This is a genomic window from Microbacterium sp. BK668, from assembly GCF_004362195.1.
Classification (GTDB): Bacteria; Actinomycetota; Actinomycetes; order Actinomycetales; family Microbacteriaceae; genus Microbacterium.
The window spans coordinates 581,272-604,340 of sequence record NZ_SNWG01000001.1 but is presented as its reverse complement, the minus strand read 5'-3'; the positions used below and the strand labels follow the sequence as shown (position 1 = coordinate 604,340).

The 23,069-nt window shown below is 70.3% G+C and carries 24 protein-coding genes, 3 tRNA genes and 2 pseudogenes; 10 read left to right on the top strand and 19 right to left on the bottom strand.

Annotated elements, in window-relative coordinates; translation table 11 throughout:
• Positions 1-17: 17 nt before the first annotated feature.
• The 3 genes and pseudogenes from EV279_RS16970 to EV279_RS02640 form a co-directional block, all read right to left on the bottom strand.
• Positions 18-215 (bottom strand): annotated as a pseudogene (locus tag EV279_RS16970) (LacI family DNA-binding transcriptional regulator); the annotation flags it as partial.
• Positions 216-260: 45 nt separating this feature from the next.
• A pseudogene (locus EV279_RS17160) lies at positions 261-569 on the bottom strand (CGNR zinc finger domain-containing protein); the annotation flags it as partial.
• Positions 570-824: 255 nt separating this feature from the next.
• Positions 825-1,538 (bottom strand): VIT family protein, encoded by a 714-nt coding sequence (locus EV279_RS02640; protein ID WP_133541383.1) that lies wholly within the window; start codon positions 1,536-1,538, stop codon positions 825-827.
• Positions 1,539-1,655: 117 nt separating this feature from the next.
• On the opposite strand from EV279_RS02640, the gene EV279_RS02635 reads away from it, so the two are divergent.
• The 3 genes from EV279_RS02635 to EV279_RS02625 all read left to right on the top strand — a co-directional run bounded on the left by EV279_RS02635 (position 1,656) and on the right by EV279_RS02625 (position 2,422).
• Positions 1,656-1,732 (top strand) — tRNA-Ile (locus EV279_RS02635).
• Positions 1,733-1,742: 10 nt separating this feature from the next.
• A tRNA-Ala gene (locus EV279_RS02630) sits at positions 1,743-1,818 on the top strand.
• Positions 1,819-1,996: 178 nt separating this feature from the next.
• The gene (locus tag EV279_RS02625) at positions 1,997-2,422 is read left to right on the top strand and encodes an NUDIX hydrolase (RefSeq protein ID WP_133541382.1); all 426 of its coding nucleotides are present in this window, start codon (positions 1,997-1,999) and stop codon (positions 2,420-2,422) included.
• Positions 2,423-2,454: 32 nt separating this feature from the next.
• Here the strand turns inward: EV279_RS02625 and EV279_RS02620 are convergent, their stop codons facing one another.
• Positions 2,455-2,928, bottom strand: a complete 474-nt coding sequence (locus EV279_RS02620) for a YbaK/EbsC family protein (RefSeq protein ID WP_133541381.1) — start codon at positions 2,926-2,928, stop codon at positions 2,455-2,457.
• Positions 2,929-3,504: a DNA helicase gene (locus EV279_RS02615; protein WP_133541380.1), complete on the bottom strand. Its 576-nt coding sequence runs from the start codon at positions 3,502-3,504 to the stop codon at positions 2,929-2,931.
• Between the two features lie 97 nt (positions 3,505-3,601).
• Here EV279_RS02615 and EV279_RS02610 point away from each other — a divergent pair, with 97 nt between their 5' ends.
• Complete coding sequence (locus EV279_RS02610; protein WP_133541379.1) at positions 3,602-4,159, top strand: peptidylprolyl isomerase; 558 nt, start codon at positions 3,602-3,604, stop codon at positions 4,157-4,159.
• 31 nt (positions 4,160-4,190) lie between these two features.
• On the top strand, positions 4,191-5,117 hold the full coding sequence (locus tag EV279_RS02605; protein WP_133541378.1) for a rhomboid family intramembrane serine protease: 927 nt from the start codon (positions 4,191-4,193) through the stop codon (positions 5,115-5,117).
• Between the two features lie 128 nt (positions 5,118-5,245).
• Here EV279_RS02605 and EV279_RS02600 read toward each other — a convergent pair whose 3' ends face one another.
• A complete protein-coding gene (locus tag EV279_RS02600; RefSeq protein WP_133541377.1) occupies positions 5,246-5,482 on the bottom strand; it encodes a cell division protein CrgA in 237 nt (78 codons plus the stop codon).
• A gap of 54 nt (positions 5,483-5,536) precedes the next feature.
• On the opposite strand from EV279_RS02600, the gene EV279_RS02595 reads away from it, so the two are divergent.
• Genes EV279_RS02595 through EV279_RS02590 form a run of 3 tightly spaced genes read left to right on the top strand, consistent with a single transcriptional unit; the run spans position 5,537 to position 7,148 of the window.
• Positions 5,537-6,358, top strand: a complete 822-nt coding sequence (locus EV279_RS02595; RefSeq protein ID WP_133541376.1) for a class E sortase — start codon at positions 5,537-5,539, stop codon at positions 6,356-6,358.
• The gene (locus tag EV279_RS16785; RefSeq protein WP_166644427.1) at positions 6,358-6,513 is read left to right on the top strand and encodes a hypothetical protein; all 156 of its coding nucleotides are present in this window, start codon (positions 6,358-6,360) and stop codon (positions 6,511-6,513) included. The genes EV279_RS02595 and EV279_RS16785 overlap by 1 nt, the downstream gene beginning before the upstream one ends.
• Positions 6,510-7,148, top strand: a complete 639-nt coding sequence (locus EV279_RS02590) for a gamma-glutamyl-gamma-aminobutyrate hydrolase family protein (RefSeq protein WP_133541375.1) — start codon at positions 6,510-6,512, stop codon at positions 7,146-7,148. The genes EV279_RS16785 and EV279_RS02590 overlap by 4 nt, the downstream gene beginning before the upstream one ends.
• 86 nt (positions 7,149-7,234) lie before the next feature.
• On the opposite strand, the gene pknB is transcribed toward EV279_RS02590, so the two are convergent.
• From pknB to EV279_RS02555, 7 genes are all read right to left on the bottom strand, one after another.
• Positions 7,235-8,941: a Stk1 family PASTA domain-containing Ser/Thr kinase gene (gene pknB, locus EV279_RS02585; protein ID WP_133541374.1), complete on the bottom strand. Its 1,707-nt coding sequence runs from the start codon at positions 8,939-8,941 to the stop codon at positions 7,235-7,237.
• A gap of 59 nt (positions 8,942-9,000) precedes the next feature.
• Positions 9,001-10,737, bottom strand: a complete 1,737-nt coding sequence (locus tag EV279_RS02580) for a serine/threonine-protein kinase (protein WP_133541373.1) — start codon at positions 10,735-10,737, stop codon at positions 9,001-9,003.
• Positions 10,734-12,194, bottom strand: coding sequence for a penicillin-binding transpeptidase domain-containing protein (locus EV279_RS02575; protein ID WP_133541372.1), 1,461 nt, complete (start codon positions 12,192-12,194; stop codon positions 10,734-10,736). The genes EV279_RS02580 and EV279_RS02575 overlap by 4 nt, the downstream gene beginning before the upstream one ends.
• Positions 12,195-12,258: 64 nt before the next feature.
• Positions 12,259-13,668, bottom strand: a complete 1,410-nt coding sequence (locus EV279_RS02570) for an FtsW/RodA/SpoVE family cell cycle protein (protein ID WP_133541371.1) — start codon at positions 13,666-13,668, stop codon at positions 12,259-12,261.
• The gene (locus EV279_RS02565) at positions 13,665-14,912 is read right to left on the bottom strand and encodes a PP2C family serine/threonine-protein phosphatase (RefSeq protein ID WP_133541370.1); all 1,248 of its coding nucleotides are present in this window, start codon (positions 14,910-14,912) and stop codon (positions 13,665-13,667) included. Before EV279_RS02565 ends, EV279_RS02570 begins: the two co-directional genes overlap by 4 nt.
• Positions 14,913-14,930: 18 nt before the next feature.
• Positions 14,931-15,464 carry an FHA domain-containing protein gene (locus EV279_RS02560; RefSeq protein WP_133541369.1) on the bottom strand — a complete coding sequence of 178 codons (534 nt, stop codon included), beginning with the start codon at positions 15,462-15,464 and terminating at the stop codon, positions 14,931-14,933.
• A complete protein-coding gene (locus EV279_RS02555) occupies positions 15,461-16,207 on the bottom strand; it encodes a DUF3662 and FHA domain-containing protein (RefSeq protein WP_133541368.1) in 747 nt (248 codons plus the stop codon). The genes EV279_RS02560 and EV279_RS02555 overlap by 4 nt, the downstream gene beginning before the upstream one ends.
• Positions 16,208-16,519: 312 nt before the next feature.
• On the opposite strand from EV279_RS02555, the gene EV279_RS02550 reads away from it, so the two are divergent.
• Positions 16,520-16,603, top strand: a tRNA-Leu gene (locus EV279_RS02550).
• 228 nt (positions 16,604-16,831) lie between these two features.
• On the opposite strand, the gene EV279_RS02545 is transcribed toward EV279_RS02550, so the two are convergent.
• Both EV279_RS02545 and EV279_RS02540 read right to left on the bottom strand, forming a co-directional pair.
• Complete coding sequence (locus tag EV279_RS02545) at positions 16,832-17,323, bottom strand: GNAT family N-acetyltransferase (protein ID WP_133541367.1); 492 nt, start codon at positions 17,321-17,323, stop codon at positions 16,832-16,834.
• Between the two features lie 9 nt (positions 17,324-17,332).
• Entirely contained in the window at positions 17,333-18,004 is a 672-nt protein-coding gene (locus EV279_RS02540) for a GntR family transcriptional regulator (protein WP_133541366.1), read from the bottom strand.
• Positions 18,005-18,289: 285 nt separating this feature from the next.
• Between EV279_RS02540 and EV279_RS02535 the strand changes: the two genes are divergently transcribed.
• Positions 18,290-18,499 (top strand): cold-shock protein, encoded by a 210-nt coding sequence (locus tag EV279_RS02535; protein WP_133541365.1) that lies wholly within the window; start codon positions 18,290-18,292, stop codon positions 18,497-18,499.
• Between the two features lie 162 nt (positions 18,500-18,661).
• Here EV279_RS02535 and EV279_RS02530 read toward each other — a convergent pair whose 3' ends face one another.
• The 4 genes from EV279_RS02530 to EV279_RS02515 form a co-directional block, all read right to left on the bottom strand.
• Positions 18,662-20,695: a DUF2156 domain-containing protein gene (locus tag EV279_RS02530; RefSeq protein ID WP_133541364.1), complete on the bottom strand. Its 2,034-nt coding sequence runs from the start codon at positions 20,693-20,695 to the stop codon at positions 18,662-18,664.
• The gene (locus tag EV279_RS02525) at positions 20,695-21,960 is read right to left on the bottom strand and encodes a hypothetical protein (RefSeq protein WP_133541363.1); all 1,266 of its coding nucleotides are present in this window, start codon (positions 21,958-21,960) and stop codon (positions 20,695-20,697) included. The genes EV279_RS02530 and EV279_RS02525 overlap by 1 nt, the downstream gene beginning before the upstream one ends.
• The gene (locus tag EV279_RS02520; protein ID WP_133541362.1) at positions 21,953-22,636 is read right to left on the bottom strand and encodes an HAD hydrolase-like protein; all 684 of its coding nucleotides are present in this window, start codon (positions 22,634-22,636) and stop codon (positions 21,953-21,955) included. The genes EV279_RS02525 and EV279_RS02520 overlap by 8 nt, the downstream gene beginning before the upstream one ends.
• Positions 22,637-22,735: 99 nt before the next feature.
• Positions 22,736-23,059 carry a hypothetical protein gene (locus EV279_RS02515; protein WP_133541361.1) on the bottom strand — a complete coding sequence of 108 codons (324 nt, stop codon included), beginning with the start codon at positions 23,057-23,059 and terminating at the stop codon, positions 22,736-22,738.
• Positions 23,060-23,069 lie beyond the last annotated feature (10 nt).

The window sequence follows — 23,069 nt, the reverse complement described above, 5'->3', positions numbered from 1 at the left end:
GATGCTGTGCCCCGGCCGCCGCTCGCGAGCGCGCGTGCCGCGAGGTTTGGACGGTAGCCCAGCTCGTCGATCGCGCGCTGCACGCGGGCCCGCGTGGCATCGGCGACGAACGGCTTGTCGTTGACGACGTTCGAGACGGTCTTGATCGAGACCCCCGCGCGTGCTGCGACATCGACGAGGGTCGCGTCGCGCCCACCCTCGGCGGGGAGGGCGATGGCGTCGCGCAGCTGCCGGCCCGGGTTGTTGCGCCGGCGCATCTTGATGTAGTTGCCGCACCCGGCTGCGGAGCACCAGCGGCCGGACCGGTTGCGTGAGGCATCCCAGTAGGCCCAGCGGCAGGAGTCGCGCGAACATGCCTTGAGCCGGGACCAGCCGGCATCGCTGCGCGCGGTCTCGAGGGCCTGCACGATCCGCGCGACCGCGTCGTCGCCGGGGGCGATCGAGAGGTCGGCCGCGCCGTCCGCGTCGAACCTCAGGACGAGGGGGCTTCGTCGCAGCGCGTCGTTCAGGTCGTCGATGGCCGCGGTCAGCGGAGTGTGTCCGGCATGCGCGAGCAGCACCTCGCGCATGCCCTCGCGGATCCGGCGCGCGAGCACGAGCTGCCCGTGCGTCACTTCGGGGAATTCGGTCTCGAGCCGGGCGCCCAGCCATGTGCGGAGCGACGAGGCATCCGTCCACGTCTCGTCGTCGACCTGCCACTCGACGGTGTTCACGAGATCGCGGACGAACGCGACGGAGGGCGACGGACCGGCCGATGAGTGGGGAGCCACGGCGGAGGATGACATGACACCAGTGAAACGTCTTCGCTGGTGTCGTGCAAGTAACTACGCGACCGTTGTCCCGAGGAGCGTGCCGATGAGCCACGTCACGGCCAGGGCGAGCGCCCCGCCCACGACCAGGCGCACGACCGCACGGCCCCGCGGGGCGCCGCCCAGGCGCGCCGACACCGTGCCGGTGATGGCGAGCGCGACGAGCACCGCCGCGAAGGTGACGGGAACGCGCCACTGCGGGGGCGGCAGGAGGATCGCCAGGAGCGGCAGCAGGGCGCCGAGCGTGAACGAGATCGCCGACGAGATCGCGGCGTGCCACGGGTTGACGAGGTCATCCTGGTCGATGCGCAGCTCCACCTCGAGGTGTGCCGCGAGAGCATCGTGCTCGGTGAGCTCCTTCGCCACCTGGCGCGCCGTCGCGTCGCTCAGTCCCCGGTCGCGATACAGCTGGGTCAGCTCCTCGAACTCCTCATCGGGCATCTCGGTGAGCTCGCGCCGCTCCTTCGCGATGAGCGCCCGCTCGGAGTCGCGCTGGCTGCTGACCGAGACGTACTCGCCGAGCGCCATCGAGATCGCGCCGCCGACGAGCCCCGCGACGCCCGCGAGCAGCAGCGCGGGTGTATCGGTCGTCGCACCCGCCACTCCGACGACGAGTGACGCGACCGAGACGATGCCGTCGTTGGCGCCCAGCACCCCCGCCCGCAGCCAGTTGAGGCGCTGGCTGATGCCATTGGTGTGGGCCTCTCCCGCGTGGGTTCCGTCGGTCACGGCCCCAGTCAAGCACCCGTGTCCGATCGGCAGGGCGAGGGTGCGCGCTCGATTCGAGAAAACGGCGCGTGTCGGGTAAAGTCTTGCAGGTTGACGGCGCACGGCGCCGGCGCAGACGGGGCTATAGCTCAGGCGGTTAGAGCGCTTCACTGATAATGAAGAGGTCCCAGGTTCAAGTCCTGGTAGCCCCACCACCACAGCCCCGGGGCCTTAGCTCAGTTGGTAGAGCGCCTGCTTTGCAAGCAGGATGTCAGGAGTTCGAATCTCCTAGGCTCCACCATGTGGAAGAAGCCGGTCCCGAAGGGGCCGGCTTCTTCCACATATCGGATGCTGGGATTCGAACTCGCGGCGCAGCCGCGTTCGGCGGGCCTTCCACATATCGGATGCTGGGATTCGAACTCGCGGCGGAGCCGCGTTCGACAGGGCGCGCAACGGAGTCGTCGCGCATAGGGTGAAGCATGGACATCCGGGTCGCCGCCTACGCCGTAGTCGTCGATGACGAGAAGCGCATCCTCCTCGCACATTGGAACGAAGGACGCCGATCAGCGTGGACGATGCCGGGCGGAGGCCTCGAGCCCGGCGAAGACCCCGAACGCGCCGCGCGACGGGAGGTCAAGGAGGAGACGGGCTACCGGGTCGAGATCCAGGAGCTGCTCGGCATCCATTCGCGTGTCATCCCCGTCTCCCGCCGCATCACGGAAGACGCGACTGATCCGCTGCACGCGCTCCGGATCGTCTACCGCGCACGCATCACGGGCGGGAAGCTGCGCAACGAGGTCGACGGGTCCACCGATCGTGCGGAGTGGTTCCCCCTCGAGGCCGTCGCCGGCCTTCAACGGGTCAAGCTCGTCGACATCGCGATCGACATGGCCGGCCTCGCCTGAGCACGAGCGGGCGGAGACGCCCCTCCCGCGGATCAGTCGATCGGCTGGGAGATGTCGGCGACGGTGGCGTCGTACGCCGCGATGAGATCGTCGGCCTGCACGAACATGCTGTAGCCGTGCGCGCCGGCGCCCATGGCGATGCGCTCGCCGCGGATGCGCTCGTCGGCGTAGACGGGCCACTCCGTCGTGCTGCCCACCGGCACGATCGTTCCGCGTTCGTAGCCGGTGGCGGCGAGCGCGCGGGCAGGGTCGGGCAGCTGGAGCTTGTTCACCCCGACCACAGCGCGGAGCTTCGGCCACGAAATGGCCCGATCGCCCGGTACGAGGGCGAACAGATACGTGTCGTCGCTGCGCTTCACGACCAGCGTCTTGACGATGCCCGCGGGAGGGATGCCGAGAAGCTCGGCCGCCTCGTGCAGACTCCTGGCGGCCGGCCTCTCGCGGATCTCCACCTCGAGGCCGCGCTCGGCCGCCGCGTTCCGCACGCGGTCGGTGGGTTCCGTCATCTACGCGTCGGGCGCGCGCAGCGGGTCGTCGGCCACCCAGAGCTCGTCGTCGGCCCGCAGCGTCTGCCACGCGGCGTACGCGACGCCGATCGCCGCGGCGACGCCGAAGATGATGGCGATGACGCCGCCTGCGCCGATGCCCTTCCTCGGCGGGGGGGCGGGGGCGACTCGCTGGGAGAGCTTCTTGGTCACGGCTGATCCGTACTGATCGAGCTTCTTGCCGTAGCCCGAGAGGTCGAGGCCGCGGCCGGTGGCGAGGCGGTCGCGCTGCTCGCTCGCGGCATCCCACACCGACATCGCGGAGCCGACCACGGCACCGGCAGCGGGGACGACGCGGTCGTTGAGCACCTGACGCGAGACGCTCACCCCTTTGTCGACATACGGCGCGGCGAACTTCCCGTACGTCTGCCGGGCCTGGGGGACCAGCTGCTCGCGCCGGTAGTTGCCGAGCTGACGACGCGCTTCCCGCGCGACCGAGGCAGCCTCACCGACGAGGACCTGCTGCGACTCCCACAGTCGATTCGCCTGATTCTGGAGCTTGCGGAGTTCCTTCTTGCGCTTACGGCTGAGGCTCACGGGGCCCTCCCTGTCGTCGGGGGTGTGGTTCTCCCCATCTTGCCAGACAGGGCCTGGGCCGGGAGGGCTTGCGTGGAACTCTGAGAGAATGTTAGGCATGCCCACGCCTACCGCGGTCGCGACCCTGCACACCAACCACGGCGACATCGTCGTCAACCTCTTCGGAGACCACGCTCCCCGTACGGTCCAGAACTTCATCGGCCTCGCCGACGGCACCGGCGAGTGGAAGAACCCCTCGACGGGCAAGCCCGGTGAGGGCCCGCTCTACAAGGATGTCGTCTTCCACCGCATCATCCCGGGCTTCATGATCCAGGGCGGCGATCCGCTCGGTCAGGGCACGGGAGGCCCGGGCTACACGTTCAACGACGAGATCCACCCCGAGCTGAACTTCCAGAAGCCCTACATCCTCGCCATGGCGAACGCGGGTCTGCGCCGCAACGCCATCACCGGCCAGCCCGAAGGCACGAACGGATCGCAGTTCTTCATCACGACCGACCCGACCCCGTGGCTGCAGGGCAAGCACACCATCTTCGGCGAGGTCGCCGACGATTCCTCGCGCCAGGTCGTCGACGCCATCAGCGCCGTGCCCACCGCGGCCGGCGACCGTCCGATCGAGCCCGTCGTCATCGAGTCGATCGACATCGCTGCGGCCTGACGCCGCACGAGGAGACGAGACGCCCTCGCCCGTGACCACGGACGCTTTCGCTCGGAATAGCGACAACTTCTGCTACCGGCATCCCGACCGCGTGAGCTTCGTGCTCTGCCAGCGGTGCCTCCGGACGATCTGCCCGGAGTGCCAGACGCAGGCCGCCGTCGGCGTCATCTGCCCGGAGTGCATGCGGGATCAGCAGAAGGCGCGCACCGAAGTGCAGAAGAAGACCGAACGGCGGGCGGCGCGACCGGTGCGCGCCGTCACCCTGTCCGACGCCCGGCCGTACGCGACCTACGGCATCATCCTCGCGACGGCGGTCGTCTACCTGCTCCAGCAGCTCATCCCCGGTCGCTTCGTGGAGGGCTGGCTGGCCTTCAACAGCCTGTTCGTCATCCCCGGCAGCGAGGCCGCCTTCCAGCCGTGGCGGCTCGTCACAGTGCTGTTCGTGCACGGCAACTTCTGGCACATCGCGCTCAACATGCTCGCCCTGTGGCTGATCGGGCGCAGTCTCGAGCCCCTCCTCGGCCACGGACGCTTCCTCGCGCTCTACTTCCTGAGCGGGCTCGGCGGGTCGGTCGCCGTCGCCCTGCTCGCTCCGGGCGTATGGGTCGTGGGCGCGTCGGGGGCGATCTTCGGCCTGTTCGGCGCCCTGCTCGTGATCGGCCGGCACATCGGGGCGAACATCACCTCGATCGCGATCATCATCGCGATCAACTTCGCGCTGCCCTTCGTCTTCGCGCTGGTGGGCAGCATCGGACGCGGGTCGTTCGCCGACGCGCTGGCGTCCAGTCAGATCTCGTGGCAGGCGCACCTCGGCGGATTCCTCGTCGGGGCTCTCGTCGGCTTCATCTTCGCGCGAACGCGGACGGCGGCTCGGCGAGCTCTGCAGATCTGGCTCCTCGTCGGGACCGGCGTGGTGCTCCTCGCCCTCTTGACCATCCCCGTGCTGCTCTACCGCTGAGGGTTATCCACAGGCTCGTCCACAGGTGGGGAGAAATCACACCGGTGTAATTAGCTTCCCGAGACACAAAGAGGAAGGACCGGGACACGTCGCGCGTGTCCCGATCCTTCCGCGGGTGGATGCCGGCGCTAGCGCCAGCGGGTGGTCATCAAGAAGCCGACGAAGGCGATGCCGAACCCGATCACGAGGTTCCATGCGCCGATGCCCGGGATCGGGTAGAGCATGCCGCTCAGGTAGAAGACGAGCACCCAGACGAGCCCGACCAGCATCAGCCCGATCATGACGGGCTTGAACCAGACGGGATTGGGGGCCGCTTCGCCCTCGCTTCGCTCGACGAGGTCTTCGTCTTTGCCAGAACGTGCCATTCGTCCATTCTAACTGCCAGGGTTCTGTCGATCCGGCTGACCTAGAATCCGACTGTGGATGACGCGGCGACCCCGGCTGGGGCGGGTGCGGACGCGGCCGGATCCCGGTCACGGACGCGCCGTCGCGCGCGCGCTCCGAAGCCGCGGCGCCGTGCGACGTTCGTCGGCGTGCTCGGCGAGCTCCTGATCACCGCGGGCGTCGTCACCTTGCTGTACGTCGGATGGCAGCTGTGGATCGGCGACATCATCTACGGCGCCGAACGCGAGGCGCAGGCGCAGGAGCAGAGCGAGCTCTGGCAGCAGCAGTACGAGGACGAGATCGCCGCCTCCCCGGAGGCGACCGAGACGCCCGCACCCGCCGACACGACGGCGGAGCCCGTCATCGCCGCCGAGCCCGATGACGCCGAGATCTTCGGGGTCATGCACATCCCGCGGTTCGGTCCCGACTATCGCGTGAACATCGCCGGCGGCATCACGCGTGCCCGGACGCTCGACCCGATCGGCATCGGCCACTACCCCGGCACGCAGATGCCCGGCGACGTCGGAAACGTCGCGCTGGCCGCTCATCGCACCACGTGGGGCAAGCCCTTCAATCGCATCGCCGACCTGCACGTGGGCGACCCCGTCGTCATCGAGACCGCCGACGGCTGGTACACGTACCGCTTCCGAACGCTCGAATACGTGCAGCCCAGCGCGGTCGAGGTGCTCCTGCCCGTCCCGCAGCAGACCGGCGTCGAGGCGAACGGCCGCTACCTCACGATGACGAGCTGCAGCCCCATGTACTCCCTCGCGGAGAGGATCGTGGCCTACAGCGTCTTCGACTTCTTCACACCGCGCTCCGCCGGACCGCCGTCGTCGCTGAACGGAGCCGCCTGATGTACGCCGCCCTGTGGCACGTCCTCCCCGGGCCCTGGTGGCTCCGGCTGCTCATCCTGATCATCCTCATCGCGGCGGTGCTCTACGGGCTCTTCTTCTACGTCTTCCCCTGGGTGAGCCAGTTCGTGAACCCCCAGGAGGTGACGGTCGAGTGACCGCGGGCCGAGGCATCCTGGTCGTCGACAACCACGACAGCTTCGTGCACACCCTCGTGGGATATCTGCACGAACTGGGGGCGCATACCCGGCTCGTCGAGGCGGATGCGATCGATCGGGACGCCGTGGCCGACGTGATCGCCCCGTTCGACGCCGTGCTCGTCTCGCCCGGGCCGGGCACGCCCGAGCACGCCGGCGCCTCGATCCCGGTGATCGAGGCGGCGGCCGAGCGCGGCATGCCTGTGCTCGGGGTGTGCCTCGGCCACCAGGCGATCGGCGCCGCCTTCGGCGCGACGGTCGACCACGCGCCCGAGCTCATGCACGGCATCACCTCGCTCGTCCATCACGGAGGCGACCCGCTCTACGACGGTCTCCCCGACCCCTTCGTGGCGACCCGCTACCACTCCCTCGCGATCGTCCCCGAAACGGTCCCCGCCGTCCTCGAGGTGACCAGTCGCACCGACGGCGGCGTCATCATGGGGGTGCGACACCGGACGCTGCCGATCGAGGGCGTGCAGTTCCATCCCGAGAGCGTGCTCACCGAGGGCGGGTACCGACTGCTCGGCAACTGGCTGGCCTCGACGGGTGTTCCGGATGCCGCGCGCCGCGGCGCCGCGCTGAGCCCGCGTCGGTGAGCCCGCGTCGCTGAGCCCGCGTCGCTGACCGCACGTCGCTGAGCGCGCCTCGCTGAGCAGCCGCCCGAGGCCGCGGTCGCGGCGGATCAGCCCGTAGGCCCGGAGCAGAACGTCAGGACGATCGTGGAGTGGACGGGCACATCCCCGGGCGCCAGCGATTGCTGCCGCACCGTGGGCGGACTGTTGGCCGGGCACGACGTGTCCTCCGCCGTCTCCACGGTGAGTGCGACCTCAGGCGCCTCGAGGGCGGCTCGTGCGGCATCCACCGTGTAGCCGGTGTAATCCACGATCGTGACCAGTCCCGTCGCGACGACGAGGTTCACGACCTTGCCGACCGGCTGCTCCGAGCCGGACGCGGGGTCGGACGAGAGGACGGTCCCCTGGGCGAGGTCGGGGTCGTTGCGCGGGGTCACGGCGCCGACGGCGAGCTGCGCGTCGGCGATGGCCGCTCGCGCCGCCTCTTCGCTCAGGCCCTGGAGAGGCGGCACCGCGACCGTCTGCTGACCGGCGGACACGTAGACCCTCACCTGCTGGCCGGGCGAGACCGACGTTCCGGCTGCCGGATCCGTGCGGATGACGTTCCCCTCCGCGACCTCGCCGCTCGGCTCGTCCTGCCGGAACGCCAGGAGGTCCTCCTCGCCGAGGATCTCGTTCGCCCGGTCGTACGACATGTCGGTGACGTCCGGGACGATCCGGGCGTTGGAGGGCACCTGGTTCTCGCGCGGGATCGTCACGACCCAGAACAGCACCGAGATGAGGAGCACGGCGAGCACGGCGACGCCGGCCCAGATCCAGGCGACCGGAGGGCCCGCCTGCGTGCGCTTCATCGTCGTGTCGGTGCTGAGCTGACGAAGGGACCGCGCGGTCTCCGCCGCCTGCCGGGGGTTGGGGCCGTAGAGCTCGCTCGTGAGCGCGCCGACCTGCCGCTTGGAGGGCGACTTGCCGTCGATCGTGGCGTCGAGCGCTTCGCGGAAGGATGCCGCGTCCTGGTAGCGCTGGAAGGGGTCCTTCGCGAGCGCTCGCAGTGCCACGGTGTCGAGCGAGCGCGGCACGGTCTCGTTGATCTCCGACGGCGGCACGGGCGTCTCGCTGACGTGCTGGTACGCCACGGCGACGGGCGACTCGCCCCGGAACGGCTGGCGGCCCGAGAGCAGCTCGTACAGCACCACGCCGGTCGAGTACACGTCGGCTCGCGCGTCGACGGGCTCGCCCTTGGCCTGCTCCGGCGAGAAGTACGCCGCCGTGCCGAGGATCTGCGTCGTCTCGGCGACCGTGGACGACGAGTCCGACACGGCGCGGGCGATCCCGAAGTCCATGACCTTGATCTGCCCGGACGGGGTGACCATCACGTTGCCGGGCTTGATGTCACGGTGCACGACGCCGGCCCGGTGCGAGTACTCCAGCGCCTCGAGGATGCCGTCCACGTAGCGGACGGCATCCGTCACCGGGACGGGACCTGCCGCGATGACGTCCTTCAGGAGGCGGCCCTGGACGAGCTCCATGACGATGAACGGCACCGGGTGCACCGAGCCGTCGGGGCTGGACTCGCTGTCCTCTCCGGCGTCGTACACCCGCACGATCGTCGGATGCGACATGCGCGACGCGGCCTGCGCCTCGAGCCGGAACCGGGTGCGGAAGGTGTTGTCGTTCGCCAGGTCGCGCTTGAGGATCTTGATCGCGACGACACGTCCGAGCGTCAGATCGTACCCGCGGTACACGCTCGCCATGCCGCCGCGGCCGAGAAGCTCGTCGACGCGATAGCGCCCCGAAAGCACGCGCGGCTCAGCTGTCACGGTCACTCCCTGGGTGGATCAGAGCCAGCCTAACCGACCGACCCGACCCCCCTCCGACGTCAGGACGACGGCGCCGGGGTCGGCGTCGAAGGGGCCTGGATCTGGGCGTTGGCCTCGGGTGATGCCGGCGACGTGCGCTTCTCGTTGTTGCCCGTGCAGTCGACGGTGTAGGTGACGATGACGGTCTCTCCGCCGGCGCCCGTCACGGTGAGCGGAGCCGACCGCGCGTCGGCGGGGAAGGAGCTGGTCGACTGGCCGTTCGCGAACTGGCCGCGCGTCGCCGTGAAGTTGTAGGCGCTCGGCGACCCGGTGCCCGACGGGCACGAGTAACCCGTCCACGTCAGCTGCGTCGTCTCTCCCGGCGCGACCGGTGTCGGAAGGCTGGGGGCCGACGGTGCCGACAGCGGCGTCTGGTCGCCGTAGTACGTCAGCGTCAGCAGCTGCGAAGCGGGGATGCGGCCGCTGGGCGAGACCTGGTACACCTGTCCGACCTGGTCGGCGCTGGGGGCCGCGTTGCCGGCCGTGCAGTTGACCGCGTCGACGCCGGCCTCCTTCGCCTCGGCGCTCGCGGCGTCGCACTGCTTGCCCGTCAGTGCGAGGGCGTCGATGTCGATGAGCACCTCGGTCTCGGTCGGCGTCGCCGAGGCCGAAGTCACGGTTGGGGACGGCGACGAGGGCGTCGGAGCGGGATCGTCGTTGTTGTTGGCGAAGATCGCCCACAACGTGCCGCCCAGCACGAGCAGGAGCAGGGCGATGAGCGCGATGAGCGGCCACGTCCAGGGGCTACGCTTGCGCTTCTGCGGCTCGTCCTCGACCGCCGTCACGGTGCTCGTCGAGGTGGCCACGCCTGCCGCCGCCGCTCCGGGCAGGAGGCGCGTCGCGGCGGAGGTGTCGGTGGCTCCGAGCAGCTGCGTCATGTCGTCGCCGGCGGCGGACCCCGAGGCGATCGCCGGCACGGCGGCGGCGGCCGCGGAGACATCGCCGCGGCGGAGGGCCGTGGCCGCCCGCGCGACGGCGGATGCCGAGGCCGGCCGGTCGTCGGGCTTCTTGGCGATCATCGCCATGACGAGGTTCTGCACCGGGACCGCGACGGTGGGCGGCAGGGCGGGAGGCTGCTCGTTGATCTGCGCCATGGCGATCGCGACCTGCGACTCGCCGGTGAAGGGGCGCTTGCCGGCCAGGCACTCGTAGGCGACGATCCCGAGCGAGTAGATGTCGGTCGCGGGGGACGCCGGGTGGCCGGAGGCCTGCTCCGGCGAGAGGTACTGGACGGTGCCCATGACCTGCCCGGTGGCCGTCAGCGGCACCTGGTCGGCGATGCGGGCGATGCCGAAGTCGGTGATCTTGACCCGTCCGTCGGGTGTGATCAGCAGGTTCCCGGGCTTGATGTCGCGGTGCACGAGGCCCGCGGCGTGCGCGGCCTGGAGCGCGGCGGAGGTCTGGGCGACGACGTCGAGCGTCTTGTCCGTCGACAGCTGCCCGTCGCGCTCGAGGATCGTCGAGAGCGCCTCGCCGGGGACGAGTTCCATCACGAGGAAGGCCGAGCCGTTCTCCTCGCCGTAGTCGAAGACGCTCGCGATGCCCTCGTGGTTCACCAGGGCGGCGTGCCGCGCCTCGGCGCGGAAGCGCTCGAGGAAGCCCGGGTCGCCCATGTACTCGTCTTTGAGGATCTTGATGGCCACCGTGCGGCCGATGACGTGATCGGTGGCTTCCCACACCTCACCCATGCCGCCGATCGCGATCCGCGAATCGAGCTCGTACCGTCCACCGAAGGTCGCACCCTGCGTCGGTCTCATCGTCCCAGCACCGCCTCCATGACCTTCTTCGCGATGGGCGCCGCGATCGTGTTGCCGCTGCCCGATTGGCCCTGCCCGCCGCCGTTCTCGACGACGACGGCAACGGCGACCTGCGGGTCGTCCGCGGGGGCGAACCCCGTGAACCACAGCGAGAAAGGCGCTGTGCTCCCGTTCTCCGCGGTCCCGGTCTTCCCGGCCACTTCGACGCCGTCTATTCTTGCACCCGATGCCGCCCCGTCACTGACATCGGCGACCATCATCGTCGTCAGCTGCGCCGCGAGATCCTCCTCGAGCGCCCGCCTGAACTCGGTGCTCTCGAACGTCTGCTGCACCGAGAGATCGGGCCCGATCACCCGATCGACCATGCGCGGATTCATGACGACTCCTCCGTTCGCGATGCCGGCCGACACCATCGCCATCTGCAGCGGCGTGGCCGTCACCTGTCCCTGACCGAATCCGCTGAGCGCCGTCTGGGCGTCGTCCATGATGGTGCGGGGATACCCCGACGGCGTCGAGACGAGCGGGAGCTCGAAGGACCGATTGAAGCCGTACTTCTCGGCCTCCTCGCGGATCGCCGTGTCGCCGAGCTCGACCGCGAGCTCGGCGAACGGGATGTTGCAGCTCAGTCGCAGCGCCTCGGCGATCGTCACGGTCTCGCCGGGACCGCAGGCCCCGCCCGTCGAGTTGTACACGACGCTGCTCGACTGCGGCAGCGTGTAGGAGGGGGGGTTGGGCAGCGTCGACTCGGGCGTGTAGTCGCCGGACGCGAGCGCGGCCGAGGCGACGACGAGCTTGAAGGTGGAGCCCGGGGGGTTCAGGTCTCCGCCGATCGTGCGATTGAAGAGCGGATGCACGGGGTCGGCCTCGAGTCCGTCGTAGTAGGCGTTCGCGGCATCGGCGTCATGGGTGGCGAGGAGATTCGTGTCGAAGGTCGGACTCGAGACCATCGCGAGCACGCGGCCGGTCGACGGCTCGATGGCGAGGACGGCGCCCTGCTGATCGCCGAGGGCCTCGAATGCGGCGCGCTGAGCCGTGGCATCCAGCGACAGCTCCACGTTCGAGCCGCGCTGCGGCTGACCGGTCACGATCTGCTCGATGCGCGCCAGGAACTGGGAGCCGGCCGTTCCGCTGAGCACCTGGTTCATCTCCAGCTCGATGCCCGTCGCCGAGCCGAGCGCGGGGTTGATCCACCCGGTCACCTGGCTCCACATCGGAGCGTCGGTGTAGACGCGCTGCCAGCTGTAGACGTCGTCGGAGGGGACGGATGACGCGATCGCGGCGCCGCTGGCGATGATCGAGCCGCGCTGCACCTGGTACGAGTCGTAGAGCGCGCGCGTGTTCCGCGGGTTCTCGGCGAGGGCCTCGGCCTGCACCACCTGGATCCAGCTCGTCGACGCGAACAGCGCGAGGAACATGAGGAGCATCAGGATGCTGAGCCGTCGCAGTTCTTTCGTCATGGAGTCGCCCCCTTCGGGCGACGGGTGCGCCGGCGCGCACCCCGAGTGACCGGGCGTTCATCCGTCATCCGATCACCACCCTCGGCCGGCTCCGCACGGCGTCGGAGATGCGCAGGAGGAGCGCGACGATGAGCCAGTTGGCGATGAGCGACGAGCCGCCCGCTGTGAGGAACGGCGTCGTCAGGCCCGTGAGCGGAATGATGCGCGTGACCCCGCCGACCATGATGAACACCTGCAGCGCGATCGTGAACGACAGGCCCGTCGCGAGGAGCTTGCCGAAGTCGTCCTGCCCTGCCAGGCCGATGCGGATGCCGCGGCTCGCGAAGACCATGTAGAGGCAGAGGATCGCGAAGACCCCGATGAGGCCGAGCTCCTCGCCGAGGCTCGGCAGGATGTAGTCGCTCTGCGACAGCGGCGTGATGTACGGCCGCCCGCGGCCGAGCCCCGTGCCGACCAGGCCGCCCTGAGCGAGGCCGAAGATCCCCTGGACCAGCTGATAGCTGCCGCCGTTCGCATCGATGACCTCGGGGTTGAAGGCATCCAGCCAGTTGGTGAAGCGCCCCTGCACGTACGGCAGCACGCGCGAAGCCAGGAATGCCCCGGCGACGGCGAGGGCCACACCGATCACGACCCAGCTCGTCTTGCCTGTCGCGACGTAGAGCATGGCGACGAACATGCCGAAGATCAGGAGTCCGGTTCCGAGGTCGCGCTGCAGCACGATGATCGCGAGCGAGATGATCCAGATCACCAGGAGCGGCCCGAGCTCGCGGGCCCGCGGCCAGGTGATGCCGAGGAACCGCGTGCCGACCGACGTCAGCGACTCGCGCGTGCGCACGAGGTAGCCCGCGAAGAAGATCGCGAGGGCGAGTTTGGCGAGCTCGCCCGGCTGGAAGGTGAAGAAGCCGAGGTCGACCCACACGTCCGCGTTCGCGTCGGCGCCGAGCCCCGGGATGATCGGGAGGACGAGCAGGAGGAGGCCGACGAATCCCGCGATGTAGGTGTAGCGGAAGAGCACGCGGTAGTTGCGGAGGAGAAGCACGACCGCGATCGCACCGACCAGGGCGATGGCTGCCCACGCGAGCTGGCGCGTGGAGAAGGCATCCCAGCTCTCGAGCTTGCGGGCGATGTCGATGCGGTAGATCATCGCCAGACCCAGGCCCGTCAGGAGCGTCGCGATCGGCACGACGAAGGGGTCGGCATCCCGGGCCCGCAGCCGCAGCACGATGTGCAGTGCCAGCACGAGCGCCGTCAGGCCTCCGCAGAAGACGAGGAACATCCCGTCGATCGCGCCCGTGGCGCCGAGCTGCACGAGCGCCACCGCCGACGCGTTGATCGCGAAGGCGAAGACGAGCAGCACGAGCTCGCGATTGCGCTGCGTCTGCGGGACGCGGATGCGCCGCAGCGCCCGGACGACGGCGGTGTCGGTCGAGACGACGCCCGTCGGGGCGCCGGTGGAGGCCTTCTCGGCGGTCATCCCGTGCCACCTCCGGCCGAGTCGGTGAGGCTCGCGACGATCCGCTGCGCGTCGGAGAGCGACGAGGCGGAGATGGTCTGCTCGATGGTCGCGCGGGCGAACTCCGACAGGTCGTCGAGCGGGATGCCGGTGTCCTGGTAGGGCGTCGAGAGCGAGATGGGGCCGATGTCCTGCTGGATGCCCTGGAAGATCACGACGCTGTCCTCATCCGCGCCGACGAAATACCGGGTCTGCGTCCACTGGTAGGCGAGCACGAGCCCGGCGGCGAGCAGGCCGAGAGCGAGCACGACACCCACGATCCACCCGATCCGGCGCCGGCGGGCGCGCCGCCGGTCCTCTTCGATGAGCTCCTCGAGGAACTCCGGCGCCGGCTCGTAGTGCGTCGGCTCGTTCGCCGCCGTGCGCGCGGGGTGCAGCCACCCCCCGCCGCCGCGTCCGGATCGCGCTGCCGGGACCTCGATCCCGATGGGGTTGGATGCCGAACCCACGATGGTCGCGGTGCCCGAGAAGACCGGATGCTGTCCGCCGACGTCGACGAGGACGATCGTGACGTTGTCCGGCGCTCCGCCGTCGAGCGCCTGCTTGAGGAGGTTGTCGGCGGTTCGGCCCGGCGGGAGCCCCATCCCCAGGGCCTTCGCCGTGTGGGGGTCGTCGACGACCCCCGAAAGCCCGTCGGAGCACAGCAGCCAGCGGTCGCCTGCCTGCGTCGGCATGATGAAGGTGTCGAGCTCGGGCTCGGCATCCATGTCGCCGAGGACGCGCATGAGGACGGAACGCCGGGGGTGGTACCGGGCCTCCTCCGGCGTGATCCGGCCCGAGTCGACGAGGCGCTGCACGAAGGTGTGGTCGGTCGTGATCTGCGTCAGCGTCTCATCGCGGTAGAGGTAGATGCGCGAGTCCCCGATGTGCGCGATGACGGCGTACTGGTCGACCATCACCAGCGCGCTCACGGTCGTGCCCATGCCCGCCAGTTCGGGCCGCAGACGCACGGTGTCGATGAGCTCCGCCGCGGCATCCGAGATCGCATCCCGCAGGGCCCGCTCGGCCTGCGAGGTCGACTCGTACGGGTGGTCGAGCGATTCGAGCCGCGCGATGGCGAGACTCGACGCGACGTCGCCGCCCGCATGGCCGCCCATGCCGTCGGCGACGGCGAACAGGTTCGACCCGGCATACCCGGAGTCCTGATTGTTGGAGCGCACCTTGCCGGTGTGCGAGATCGCAGCGCTCGAGCCCTGGAAGACCATGTGCCGGTGGACCGCTCGCTACTTCCGCAGCTCGAACGTCGTCGCGCCCACCTTGATGGGCGCTCCGAGGACGATCGGGACGGGCGTGGTCACCCGGACGCCGTCGTGCCACGTGCCGTTGGTCGAGTCGAGGTCCTGGATCATCCACTGGTCGCCCCACAGCAGCAGGCGCGCGTGGTGGCTCGAGGTGTAGTCGTCACGGACGACCAGACCCGACTCGCTGGAGCGGCCGATCGTGAGCGGCTCGGTGCCGAGGGGCAGCTCGAGACCTGCCTTGGGGCCGCTCGTGATGACGATGCGCGACACGGTGCCGGTCGTCGCCTTGCCGCCCTTGACCGAAGGCTTGGGCTTGACGGAGGGCGCGGCGGCCGTGGGAGCCGCCGCGGACGCCGCGGGTGCGGGCGCCGGCACGGCTGCAGCCTGGGGCTCCGGCATCCGGCGGACCTTCACGCCGAAGAGGTCGGCGCGCAGCGAGTAGACCACGGCGAACACGAACGCCCACAGCAGCACGAGGAAGCCGATGCGCAGGAGGAGGAGCGTCAGCTCGCTCACGGCAGGGGTCCTCCTTCGCGCACGTCGAACGCGCGGGTGACGTCGGCGGGCAGGGGCGGCTTGGGGGGTCGGGGAGGCGCGGCCTGTGCCACGACGCGGAAGACGATATCGGTGCGGCCGATGGTGACGGTGGAGTCGGGAGGCAGTGCCGCCTCCGAGACCTTGGCGCCGTTGAGGAGTGTCCCGTTCGTCGAGCCGAGGTCGCGGACCATCGCGCGCTCGCCGTCCCAGAGGATCTCGACGTGCTTGCGGCTGGTGCCGGCGTCGGAGATCGTGATGTCGGCGTCGCTTCCGCGGCCGATGACGGTGCGGGACTTCGTGAGCGCGACCCTGCGCCCCTCGACGTCCACGACGCCGCGCCACGACACGCGGCCCTCCGCCGACGACGACTCGACGCGCAGCGTCCCGGTCGACAGCTGGTCGTCGCGCACGAGGGTGATCGTGACGGGCCCGGCGAAGCTGTACCCCTGCGCTTTCGCGTGCTTCTTCACGAGCGAGTCGAGCTCGTCGCCCAGCGCCGGGCCGATCGTCTTCATTCGGTCGTCGTCGGAAGGCGCGAGGCGCACCTCGAACGTGTTGGGTGCGAGGATGCGGTCGCGGCTGACGACAGCAGCCTTCTTGTCGAGCTCGCTCCGCAGCGCGGATGCGATCTCGACAGGCTGGATGCCGCTGCGGAAGGTCTTCGCGAACGCGCTGTTCACAGCGCGCTCGAGTCCCTTCTCGAAGCTGTCAAGTAGTCCCACACGACTCCTCAGGCAGGCTGGCCGGTGCGTACATGCTAATCATCGACCCTGAGATCCCCGTGTTCGGGGACGTCTGTGGATGCCGCGCGGCGGCCGTCGACGTCGCCGCCCGAGAACTTATCCCCTCGTTCGCGTCGCCGCCTCACGGCGCGAGGGTAGGAGATCGCGCGACGGCAGGCTCATCCAACGCCGGATCGTCCTCCCTCCGCTCGGACTCCTATCGCCGCGATCGCCAGGCGTGGATTCGGGAGGGGGAGGACGCCGTGATATCCTCGGGAAGTTGATCCGCGGTGCCTTCTGTCGCTGCGGTTCGCGCGAGTGGCGGAATAGGCAGACGCGCTGGCTTCAGGTGCCAGTGCCCGAAAGGGCGTGGGGGTTCAACTCCCCCCTCGCGCACGAACGAGAGACGCGGCCCCCCCGGGCCGCGTTTCTCGTTTCTGCGGGAGGGCTGCCGCGAACGCCTTCCGGGGGCGGGCCCCTGCCGCCGGAGGCTCCGCGCGCCGCGAAGCGGCGTGTGGAGTGGCGGTAGGGACAACTCCCCCCTCGCGCACGAACGAGAGAACGCGGTCCCGAAAGGGGCCGCGTTCTCTCGTTCGTGGGGAGGGTCTTCTCCGAACGCGGCCGTCAGATGCCGTCCAGCGTCGGGACGAGGGTCAGGACGACCTCCTCCACCTCGCGACCGACGCCGGGGGCGTAGGCGGTGCTGCGCGAGACCTCGGTGAAGCCGTTGCGCTGAAGCACTGCGAGCGCGGCGCCGTTGTGCGCGGCGGCGCGAGCGAACAGCGGGCGGATCGGCTCGTGCGAGACGAGGAGCCGCACGGTCTCGCTCGCGACGCCCCGACCCCACGCGTGCCGGGTGATCCAGAAGGTGAGCTCGCGGTCGCCGTCGACGCTGAAAAGGGCCGCCGTCCCGGCGAAGGCGCCGCGCTCGGTCACGACGAAGTCCGCGACGTCCGCCGATGCGCGGTGGCGGGCGATCCAGTCGTCGAAGGCGCCGCGATCGTCGGGATCGGATGCCGTGAACGCCGCCATCTCGATGGCTTCGGGGTCGCGCATCATCTCGAAGATCGCGTCGAGGTCGTCGTCGTCGAGGGCACGCAGCTCGATGGAACTCACGGTCCCACGCTAGCCGTCGGCGCCGACCTCCCGGAGGGGCTGGACGAGGCCGTGCTGCGCGCGCAAGGCGTACTCCGCGGCATCCGGATCCCGCGCCTCGACGGCGATGCGGAACTGCTCATAGCCGACGCTCCGCTGGACAGGGCATTCGACGAAGGGATGCCACCCCGAGAGGTTGCGGCGGATGACGAGCTCCGCCTCGCGCATCACCCGCACGAAAGCGCGATTGCCGGCGGCGTGCGTGAACGTGGAGAAGAGCGCGGCGCTGCCGTCGATGATGCCCATGCGGTCGTCGGCGCGGGAGGCGGCGATGACCGCGTCGACCTGATCCAGCAGCGTCTGGAGGGTCTCATCGGAGCAGCGCTCGACCGCCAGCCGGACGATGTTTCCCAGGAGCAGCACGACGAACTCGTGCGTCTCGCCCACCAGCCCGTGGTCGGGCTGGGTCACGCGCGTGAAGCGATTGGGCGAGACCTCGACGAGACCGGTCCGCTCCAGACGCTGGAGGGCCTCGCGCACGGGAGTGCGTGACACGCCGAGCCACCGCGCGAGCTCGTGATCGCGGAGGTGCTCGCCGGGGGCGAGTCGTCCGTCCAGGATCGCCTCGCCGATGGCGTTGTACACCTCGTCGCCGAGCACGGTGCCGCGCGGGTCCACGGGCATGAGCGGGACGGTGGTCATGGGCGTCCCCAGTGTATTCCCGCCGCCTGGAATCCTTCGCCCGGGACCGATATATCGGTAGAGTGTGGGCTGTCACGCTTCGGCGTGGCCTATCCGGGGGGATCCGTCGACGCCCGGGCCTCGAAGCTTCTGCTCGGCCCGGGCGTTCGATGGTCGAGGGGCCGAGCTCCTGGTCGTGCAACGTTTCCGTCACCATCCGAAACGAGGGTGTGAAGGGTCGCCGGCCTTCGATAGCGTGGAGCTGTCGGCATGCACGTTGTCGACATGAGCGAAGAACGGCATTTCATGGCAACGCAGGGCACCGTCAAGTGGTTCAACTCGGAGAAGGGTTTCGGCTTCATCGCGCCGGATGAGGGTGGTGCGGACGTTTTCGCGCACTACACCGCCATCCAGGCGGGTGGTTACCGCTCCCTCGAGGAGAACCAGCGCGTGGAGTTCGAGATCGCGCAGGGGCCCAAGGGCCTCCAGGCCGAGAACATCCGCCCCCTCGCCTGACGCGCGGGCGCGCAGCCGCCCATCCGCCCTCTCAACCCGTCCGCCGCTCGGCGTGCGGTCGTGGCGGATGCGGCGGCTCTCTGCTGCCCGGGCGACGTCGCCGGCGGGCCAGCCCGTCGCGTCACAGAGACAGGCGTGAGGCGGCGGTCGGGCCGCGAACGGTCAGTCCCTGTCGCCGCGCATGAGCTCCAGGCCCGCGCTCGCGAACTGGCGGATGGTGGCATCGGGCAGGAATGCCCGCGTGAGCCCCGCCGCGATGCGCGTGAGGTCGGCCTCGTCGCGGAACAGCAGGTACATCGTCTCGTATCGCGGGTGGAACTTCTCCTTGAAGCGGTGCAGCGACCGGAAGCCGTAGACCGGTTCGAGGATCTCGGCGAGCTTGTCGGTCAGTTCGGCGATGGGTCCGGCATCCGCGGGATACTCGTGCGTCAGCGGGGCACCCGACAGAGACAGGATCTCTGCTCCCTCGTCGGAGAAGTGCCGCGCCGAGGCGCCGATCAGGTACTCCATGACGGGTGCGAAGCCGCCCTCGCGCCGGCGCATGAGATCGAGCGTGTATCCCCGGACGCGTCCCCCGCCGCCGTAGACCGGCAGCCAGGAGAGGAAGCCGTCGACGTCGCCCCTCGGGGAGATCGCGAGCGCGATCCGGACCTCGGGGTCCTTCGCCTCCTCGAGCGTCCCGAGGGTGAACCCCATCTCGGGGAGGCCCTTGTCGCCCACCCACATCTCCGAGATCGCGCGGAGCTGCTGCTGGATCCCCCACGGCTCGTCGGCGAGCCGCGTCATCCGGAAGGTCATCTCCTCACGGCCTGCCCGGTTGAGGGAGCTGCGCACAGAGTTCCACCGCTTGCCTGTGAACTGCAGACCTGGAAGGTCAACGATGGTGTCGTCGGCGACGACGAGGCTTCGCCATCCGGACGGCACGGCCGCCCTGGTCGCCGCACCCGCGCTGAAGAAGCAGGGTATGAGGCCGGCGCGCTCCGCCGCATCGATGAACTCGGCGACGGATCCGGGACGGGATGCCTCGGGGCCGAGCGGGTCCGCGAGCACGATCGCGACGCCGGACCGGCGCTGGTAGGCGACGATCCCCCCGCTCGTGCGCGCGTAATCGTTGCCCTCCCATGTCGTCATCCATGACAGCGTGCCTCCGCCGTGCTGCCGGAGCTGCTCCTTGACGTCGTCGACGGTGGGCATCGGGGGCTCGCCGAGGCCCGCCTTGCGCTTCGCGCGGAACGCGCGCCGCACCCACAGCAGGTAGATGAGGAACAGCAGCCACAGGAACGAGGTCGCGATCGTGACGCTGAAGTCGCCCGTCGTGCTCTGCACGTCGCCCCCTCCCCAGAGGAGGAGGACGACCAGCAGCACCGCGACGACGACGTTGAGGATGGCGTAGCCGACGGTCCAGCCCCACGCCCACCGCCTGCCCCGGCGCAGGCCGTTCGCGAAGACGAGCGCCACGGCCGCATCGAGCGCGGCGTCGAGCCAGGGCCCGTCGACGGGGGCGGTGTGTCCGAAGACTCCGTCGGTCGGCGTGAGGACGGTGAGCACGGCGATGGCGCCCAGCGTGAGCGACACCACGAACGCGATGAGCCGCTGCTCCCGGATCGTCGTGCGCTGAATGCGCAGCGACCGGTCCGCGAACAGCACGAGCGCAACGGCGAAGGCGTGTTCGAGATCGGCGAGCGTCCCCCAGAAGAGCAGGGCGACGACGACGAACCCGAGCAGCACGAGCCATGCCCGCACCCGCCACGGCTGCACGAAGAGGCCGACCGCCGCCGCGATGCAGGCCATCGTGCCGCCGGAGGCCCCGACATCAAGGGCCAAGGCCTGCTCCTGGGCCCACGGCCACGGCGTCATGGAGAAGACGAGCAGGAAGAGCGCCGACGCGAGCACCGCGAAGAGCTGTCCTATCGCGAAGTAGGCGAGGGCGACGCGGCTGCCGCGGCGGACCTCGAGGTAGGCCATCCCCGCGAAGCTCGCGATGGTGAAGATGTAGACCCACGGCTGATCGACGAAGAAGGTGCCGGTGACCGGCGTCCACCAGCGGCCCTCGCTCAGCGCCGGCAGGCCGTAGGCGACGACGTCGAAGGTGGCGCTGTCCTCGAACGGCTGCCACAGGCCCTGCCAGACGACACCGGCGACCAGCAGCAGGACGACGAGCGTCAGGGTCGCAGGAACGCGGGCGAGTGTGCGCATCAGCTGCCTTCCGTGTGGTCGAAGTCTGCCAGTGCCTTCGCGTCCTCCGCATCTCGCATCGCGCGTCGAGCGGCATCCAGCGCCTCGACGGGGTCCTGCGTCTGGCGCGCCTCGGCCAGCTCGCGCTGGGCCGAGAGCAGCCGAAGGCGTGCGGGGGCGCCGGAGCGGGAATGCGCGACGGATGCCTCGGCCTGCGCGATCGCGCCGCGCGCGGCGGCGAGCGTGCCGGGAAGCGCCGTGCGCGCGCCGCGCAGACGCTGCTGCGCGGTGCGGGCGTCGCCGAGCGCAAGGTCGAGCCGGTCGCGGAGGCGCGCCACCCGGTCGATCGTCCGGGTCGGGCGCGTTGCGGCATCCGTCTCCAGAGCGTCCAGCTGACTTGTGATGGCACGGATCTCGGCGCCGAGGCGTGCGGCGTCGGCGGGCTCGAGCTGCTCGCGCGTGACGAGCGCCTGCCGCAGCGCCGCGCGGGCCGCGGCGATCTCGCCGGGCGCGGCCAGGGCGGCCTGCGTCACCAGACGATGGGTCTCCTCGAGCGTCCGGGCGTCGGCCTCGGCGAGGCGGAGCGCCCGCTCTGCGGCGGCGAGATCGGCCAGAGCGCTGCGGGACGGGTCGGCGACCTCCGCAGCAGCGCGGTCGAGCAGGCGCTGAGCCTCGTCCGCCTCGGCCAGTGCCGAATCGCCGGCTCGCGCGGCATCCCTCCACTCCTCAGGTGCATAGCGGGCGCGGAGATCGGCGACGAGCGCTCGCGGGTCGCCCATCGACGCACGCAGAGCGGCCAGCCGCGCACGCTCGCCGGCGACCTGTTCGGCGGCGGTGACGTTCTCCCGCATCCAGCCGCTGTGCTCGGCCCGGGCGCGCTGGATGACCGCGAGGGCGTCGGCGGTCTTCCGCTGGATCCGCGACGCGGTGCGCCGGATGTCGTCCGGCGTCGTCTCGGGCTCCCCCGAGAAGCGGTACTCCTCGAACGACGCGTCCCGCACATGCTGGGCCGTGATGCGCGCCCGGCGCAGCGAGTTCGGCGCCTCACCGCCGTAGAGCGCTCCCGAGAGCCCGACTTCGAGCTCGAGCTCCTGCACGGCGTCGTCGAGCCGCACGAGCGCCGCACCGGCGCGCTCGCGGTCTGCAAGCGCCGCCGCACGGCGCTTCGGCGACCGGCGTGCGCGCCGGATCGCCCATGCCGCGGCGGTGATCACGAGAGCCGTGCCGCCGAACACCACGAGCGCCGGGATGATCCACCCCAGAGCGCCCGTGAGGAACTCAGGCATCGGCGTCTTCGACGAGGAGGAGGGATCGCAGCTGATCGACGGTCTCGACCGCGGCCTGCGCTCCGTCGGCCTCGTGGGGCCAGCTGAATCCCCATCGCACGAACACGACCGGCACGCCGTTCTCGGCGCCGCCCTCGACGTCGTGGTGCCGGTCTCCGATGAGCACGGGCCGCGAGACGTCGACCCCGGCGACCTCCAGGCGCCGCAGCGCCTCGGCGACGATGTCGGACTTGGCGCTCAGCGTCTTCTCGTCGAGCGTCGCACCCACGATCGTCGTGAAGCAGGGGGCGAGGCCGAAGTGGTCCATGAGGGCGTCGACCTGGATCTCGGGCTTCGAGCTCGCCGTCGCCTGCGGGATGCCCTGGTCCGAGAGCTCGTGGATGAGCTCGGCGACACCGGCGAAGAGCTTCGCCCCCGTCGTGTATCCGTCGGCCTTGCCGAGGGTGCGGTAGAAGGCCACGGCCTCCGTGGCCTCGGTGGGGGTCATGCCCACATTCGCCTGGAACGAGTCGTACATCGGCGGCCCGATCCAGTGCACGAGCTCGGCCCGCGTCGGCGGCCGCCGGCCGAAGTGCTCCAGCGTGATCGTGAGCCGACGCAGGATGCCGTCCGACGCGTCGACGATCGTTCCGTCCACGTCCCAGAGCACACAGGTCCACGGCGTACGGGTCGGCATGGAGCCAGCCTACGGGTGGCGCGCGTCCCGGCAGCCACGACGAATTCCGCCGGACCGGGGAGAGGATGCCCCGGTGCCCGCGCGGCCAGGATGCCTCGGCTACCGGCCGCGGCGAAGCCGCGCGGCGATGTCATCCAGGCGCCGGGCCTGCTCGTCCGGCGTCGGCGCCGGGACGGGGGGAGGTGCGACCGACTGCCTCGCCACCGCATACCCGGCGGCCAGTCCCTCGAGGGCTTCGGCGACCGCGGTGCGGGTGTGCAGATCGGATGCCGCGGCATCCGTCGCCGTCCTCTCGGCGCTCTCGGCCTTCTCACGACTGCGCCGGGAGATGAGGAGGGCCTGGTAGGCGATGAGGGCGCCGGCGACGGCGGCGCACGACGCGATGCCCGCGAAGATCGTGTTGAGCACTTCGAGGACCGTCATGGCCGGAATC

Coding starts and splice junctions, on each gene's coding strand:
- EV279_RS02620 (WP_133541381.1), bottom strand. CDS start 2,928: ATGACGGAACCCACCGACCGCGTGCGGAACGCGGCGGCCGAGCGCGGC.
- EV279_RS16785 (WP_166644427.1), top strand. CDS start 6,358: ATGTACGCCGCCCTGTGGCACGTCCTCCCCGGGCCCTGGTGGCTCCGG.
- EV279_RS02570 (WP_133541371.1), bottom strand. CDS start 13,668: ATGACCGCCGAGAAGGCCTCCACCGGCGCCCCGACGGGCGTCGTCTCG.
- EV279_RS02575 (WP_133541372.1), bottom strand. CDS start 12,194: ATGACGAAAGAACTGCGACGGCTCAGCATCCTGATGCTCCTCATGTTC.
- EV279_RS02610 (WP_133541379.1), top strand. CDS start 3,602: ATGCCCACGCCTACCGCGGTCGCGACCCTGCACACCAACCACGGCGAC.
- EV279_RS02625 (WP_133541382.1), top strand. CDS start 1,997: ATGGACATCCGGGTCGCCGCCTACGCCGTAGTCGTCGATGACGAGAAG.
- EV279_RS02515 (WP_133541361.1), bottom strand. CDS start 23,059: ATGACGGTCCTCGAAGTGCTCAACACGATCTTCGCGGGCATCGCGTCG.
- EV279_RS02540 (WP_133541366.1), bottom strand. CDS start 18,004: ATGACCACCGTCCCGCTCATGCCCGTGGACCCGCGCGGCACCGTGCTC.
- EV279_RS02520 (WP_133541362.1), bottom strand. CDS start 22,636: ATGCCGACCCGTACGCCGTGGACCTGTGTGCTCTGGGACGTGGACGGA.
- EV279_RS02530 (WP_133541364.1), bottom strand. CDS start 20,695: ATGCGCACACTCGCCCGCGTTCCTGCGACCCTGACGCTCGTCGTCCTG.
- EV279_RS02535 (WP_133541365.1), top strand. CDS start 18,290: ATGGCAACGCAGGGCACCGTCAAGTGGTTCAACTCGGAGAAGGGTTTC.
- EV279_RS02565 (WP_133541370.1), bottom strand. CDS start 14,912: ATGGTCTTCCAGGGCTCGAGCGCTGCGATCTCGCACACCGGCAAGGTG.
- EV279_RS02525 (WP_133541363.1), bottom strand. CDS start 21,960: ATGCCTGAGTTCCTCACGGGCGCTCTGGGGTGGATCATCCCGGCGCTC.
- EV279_RS02600 (WP_133541377.1), bottom strand. CDS start 5,482: ATGGCACGTTCTGGCAAAGACGAAGACCTCGTCGAGCGAAGCGAGGGC.
- EV279_RS02580 (WP_133541373.1), bottom strand. CDS start 10,737: ATGAGACCGACGCAGGGTGCGACCTTCGGTGGACGGTACGAGCTCGAT.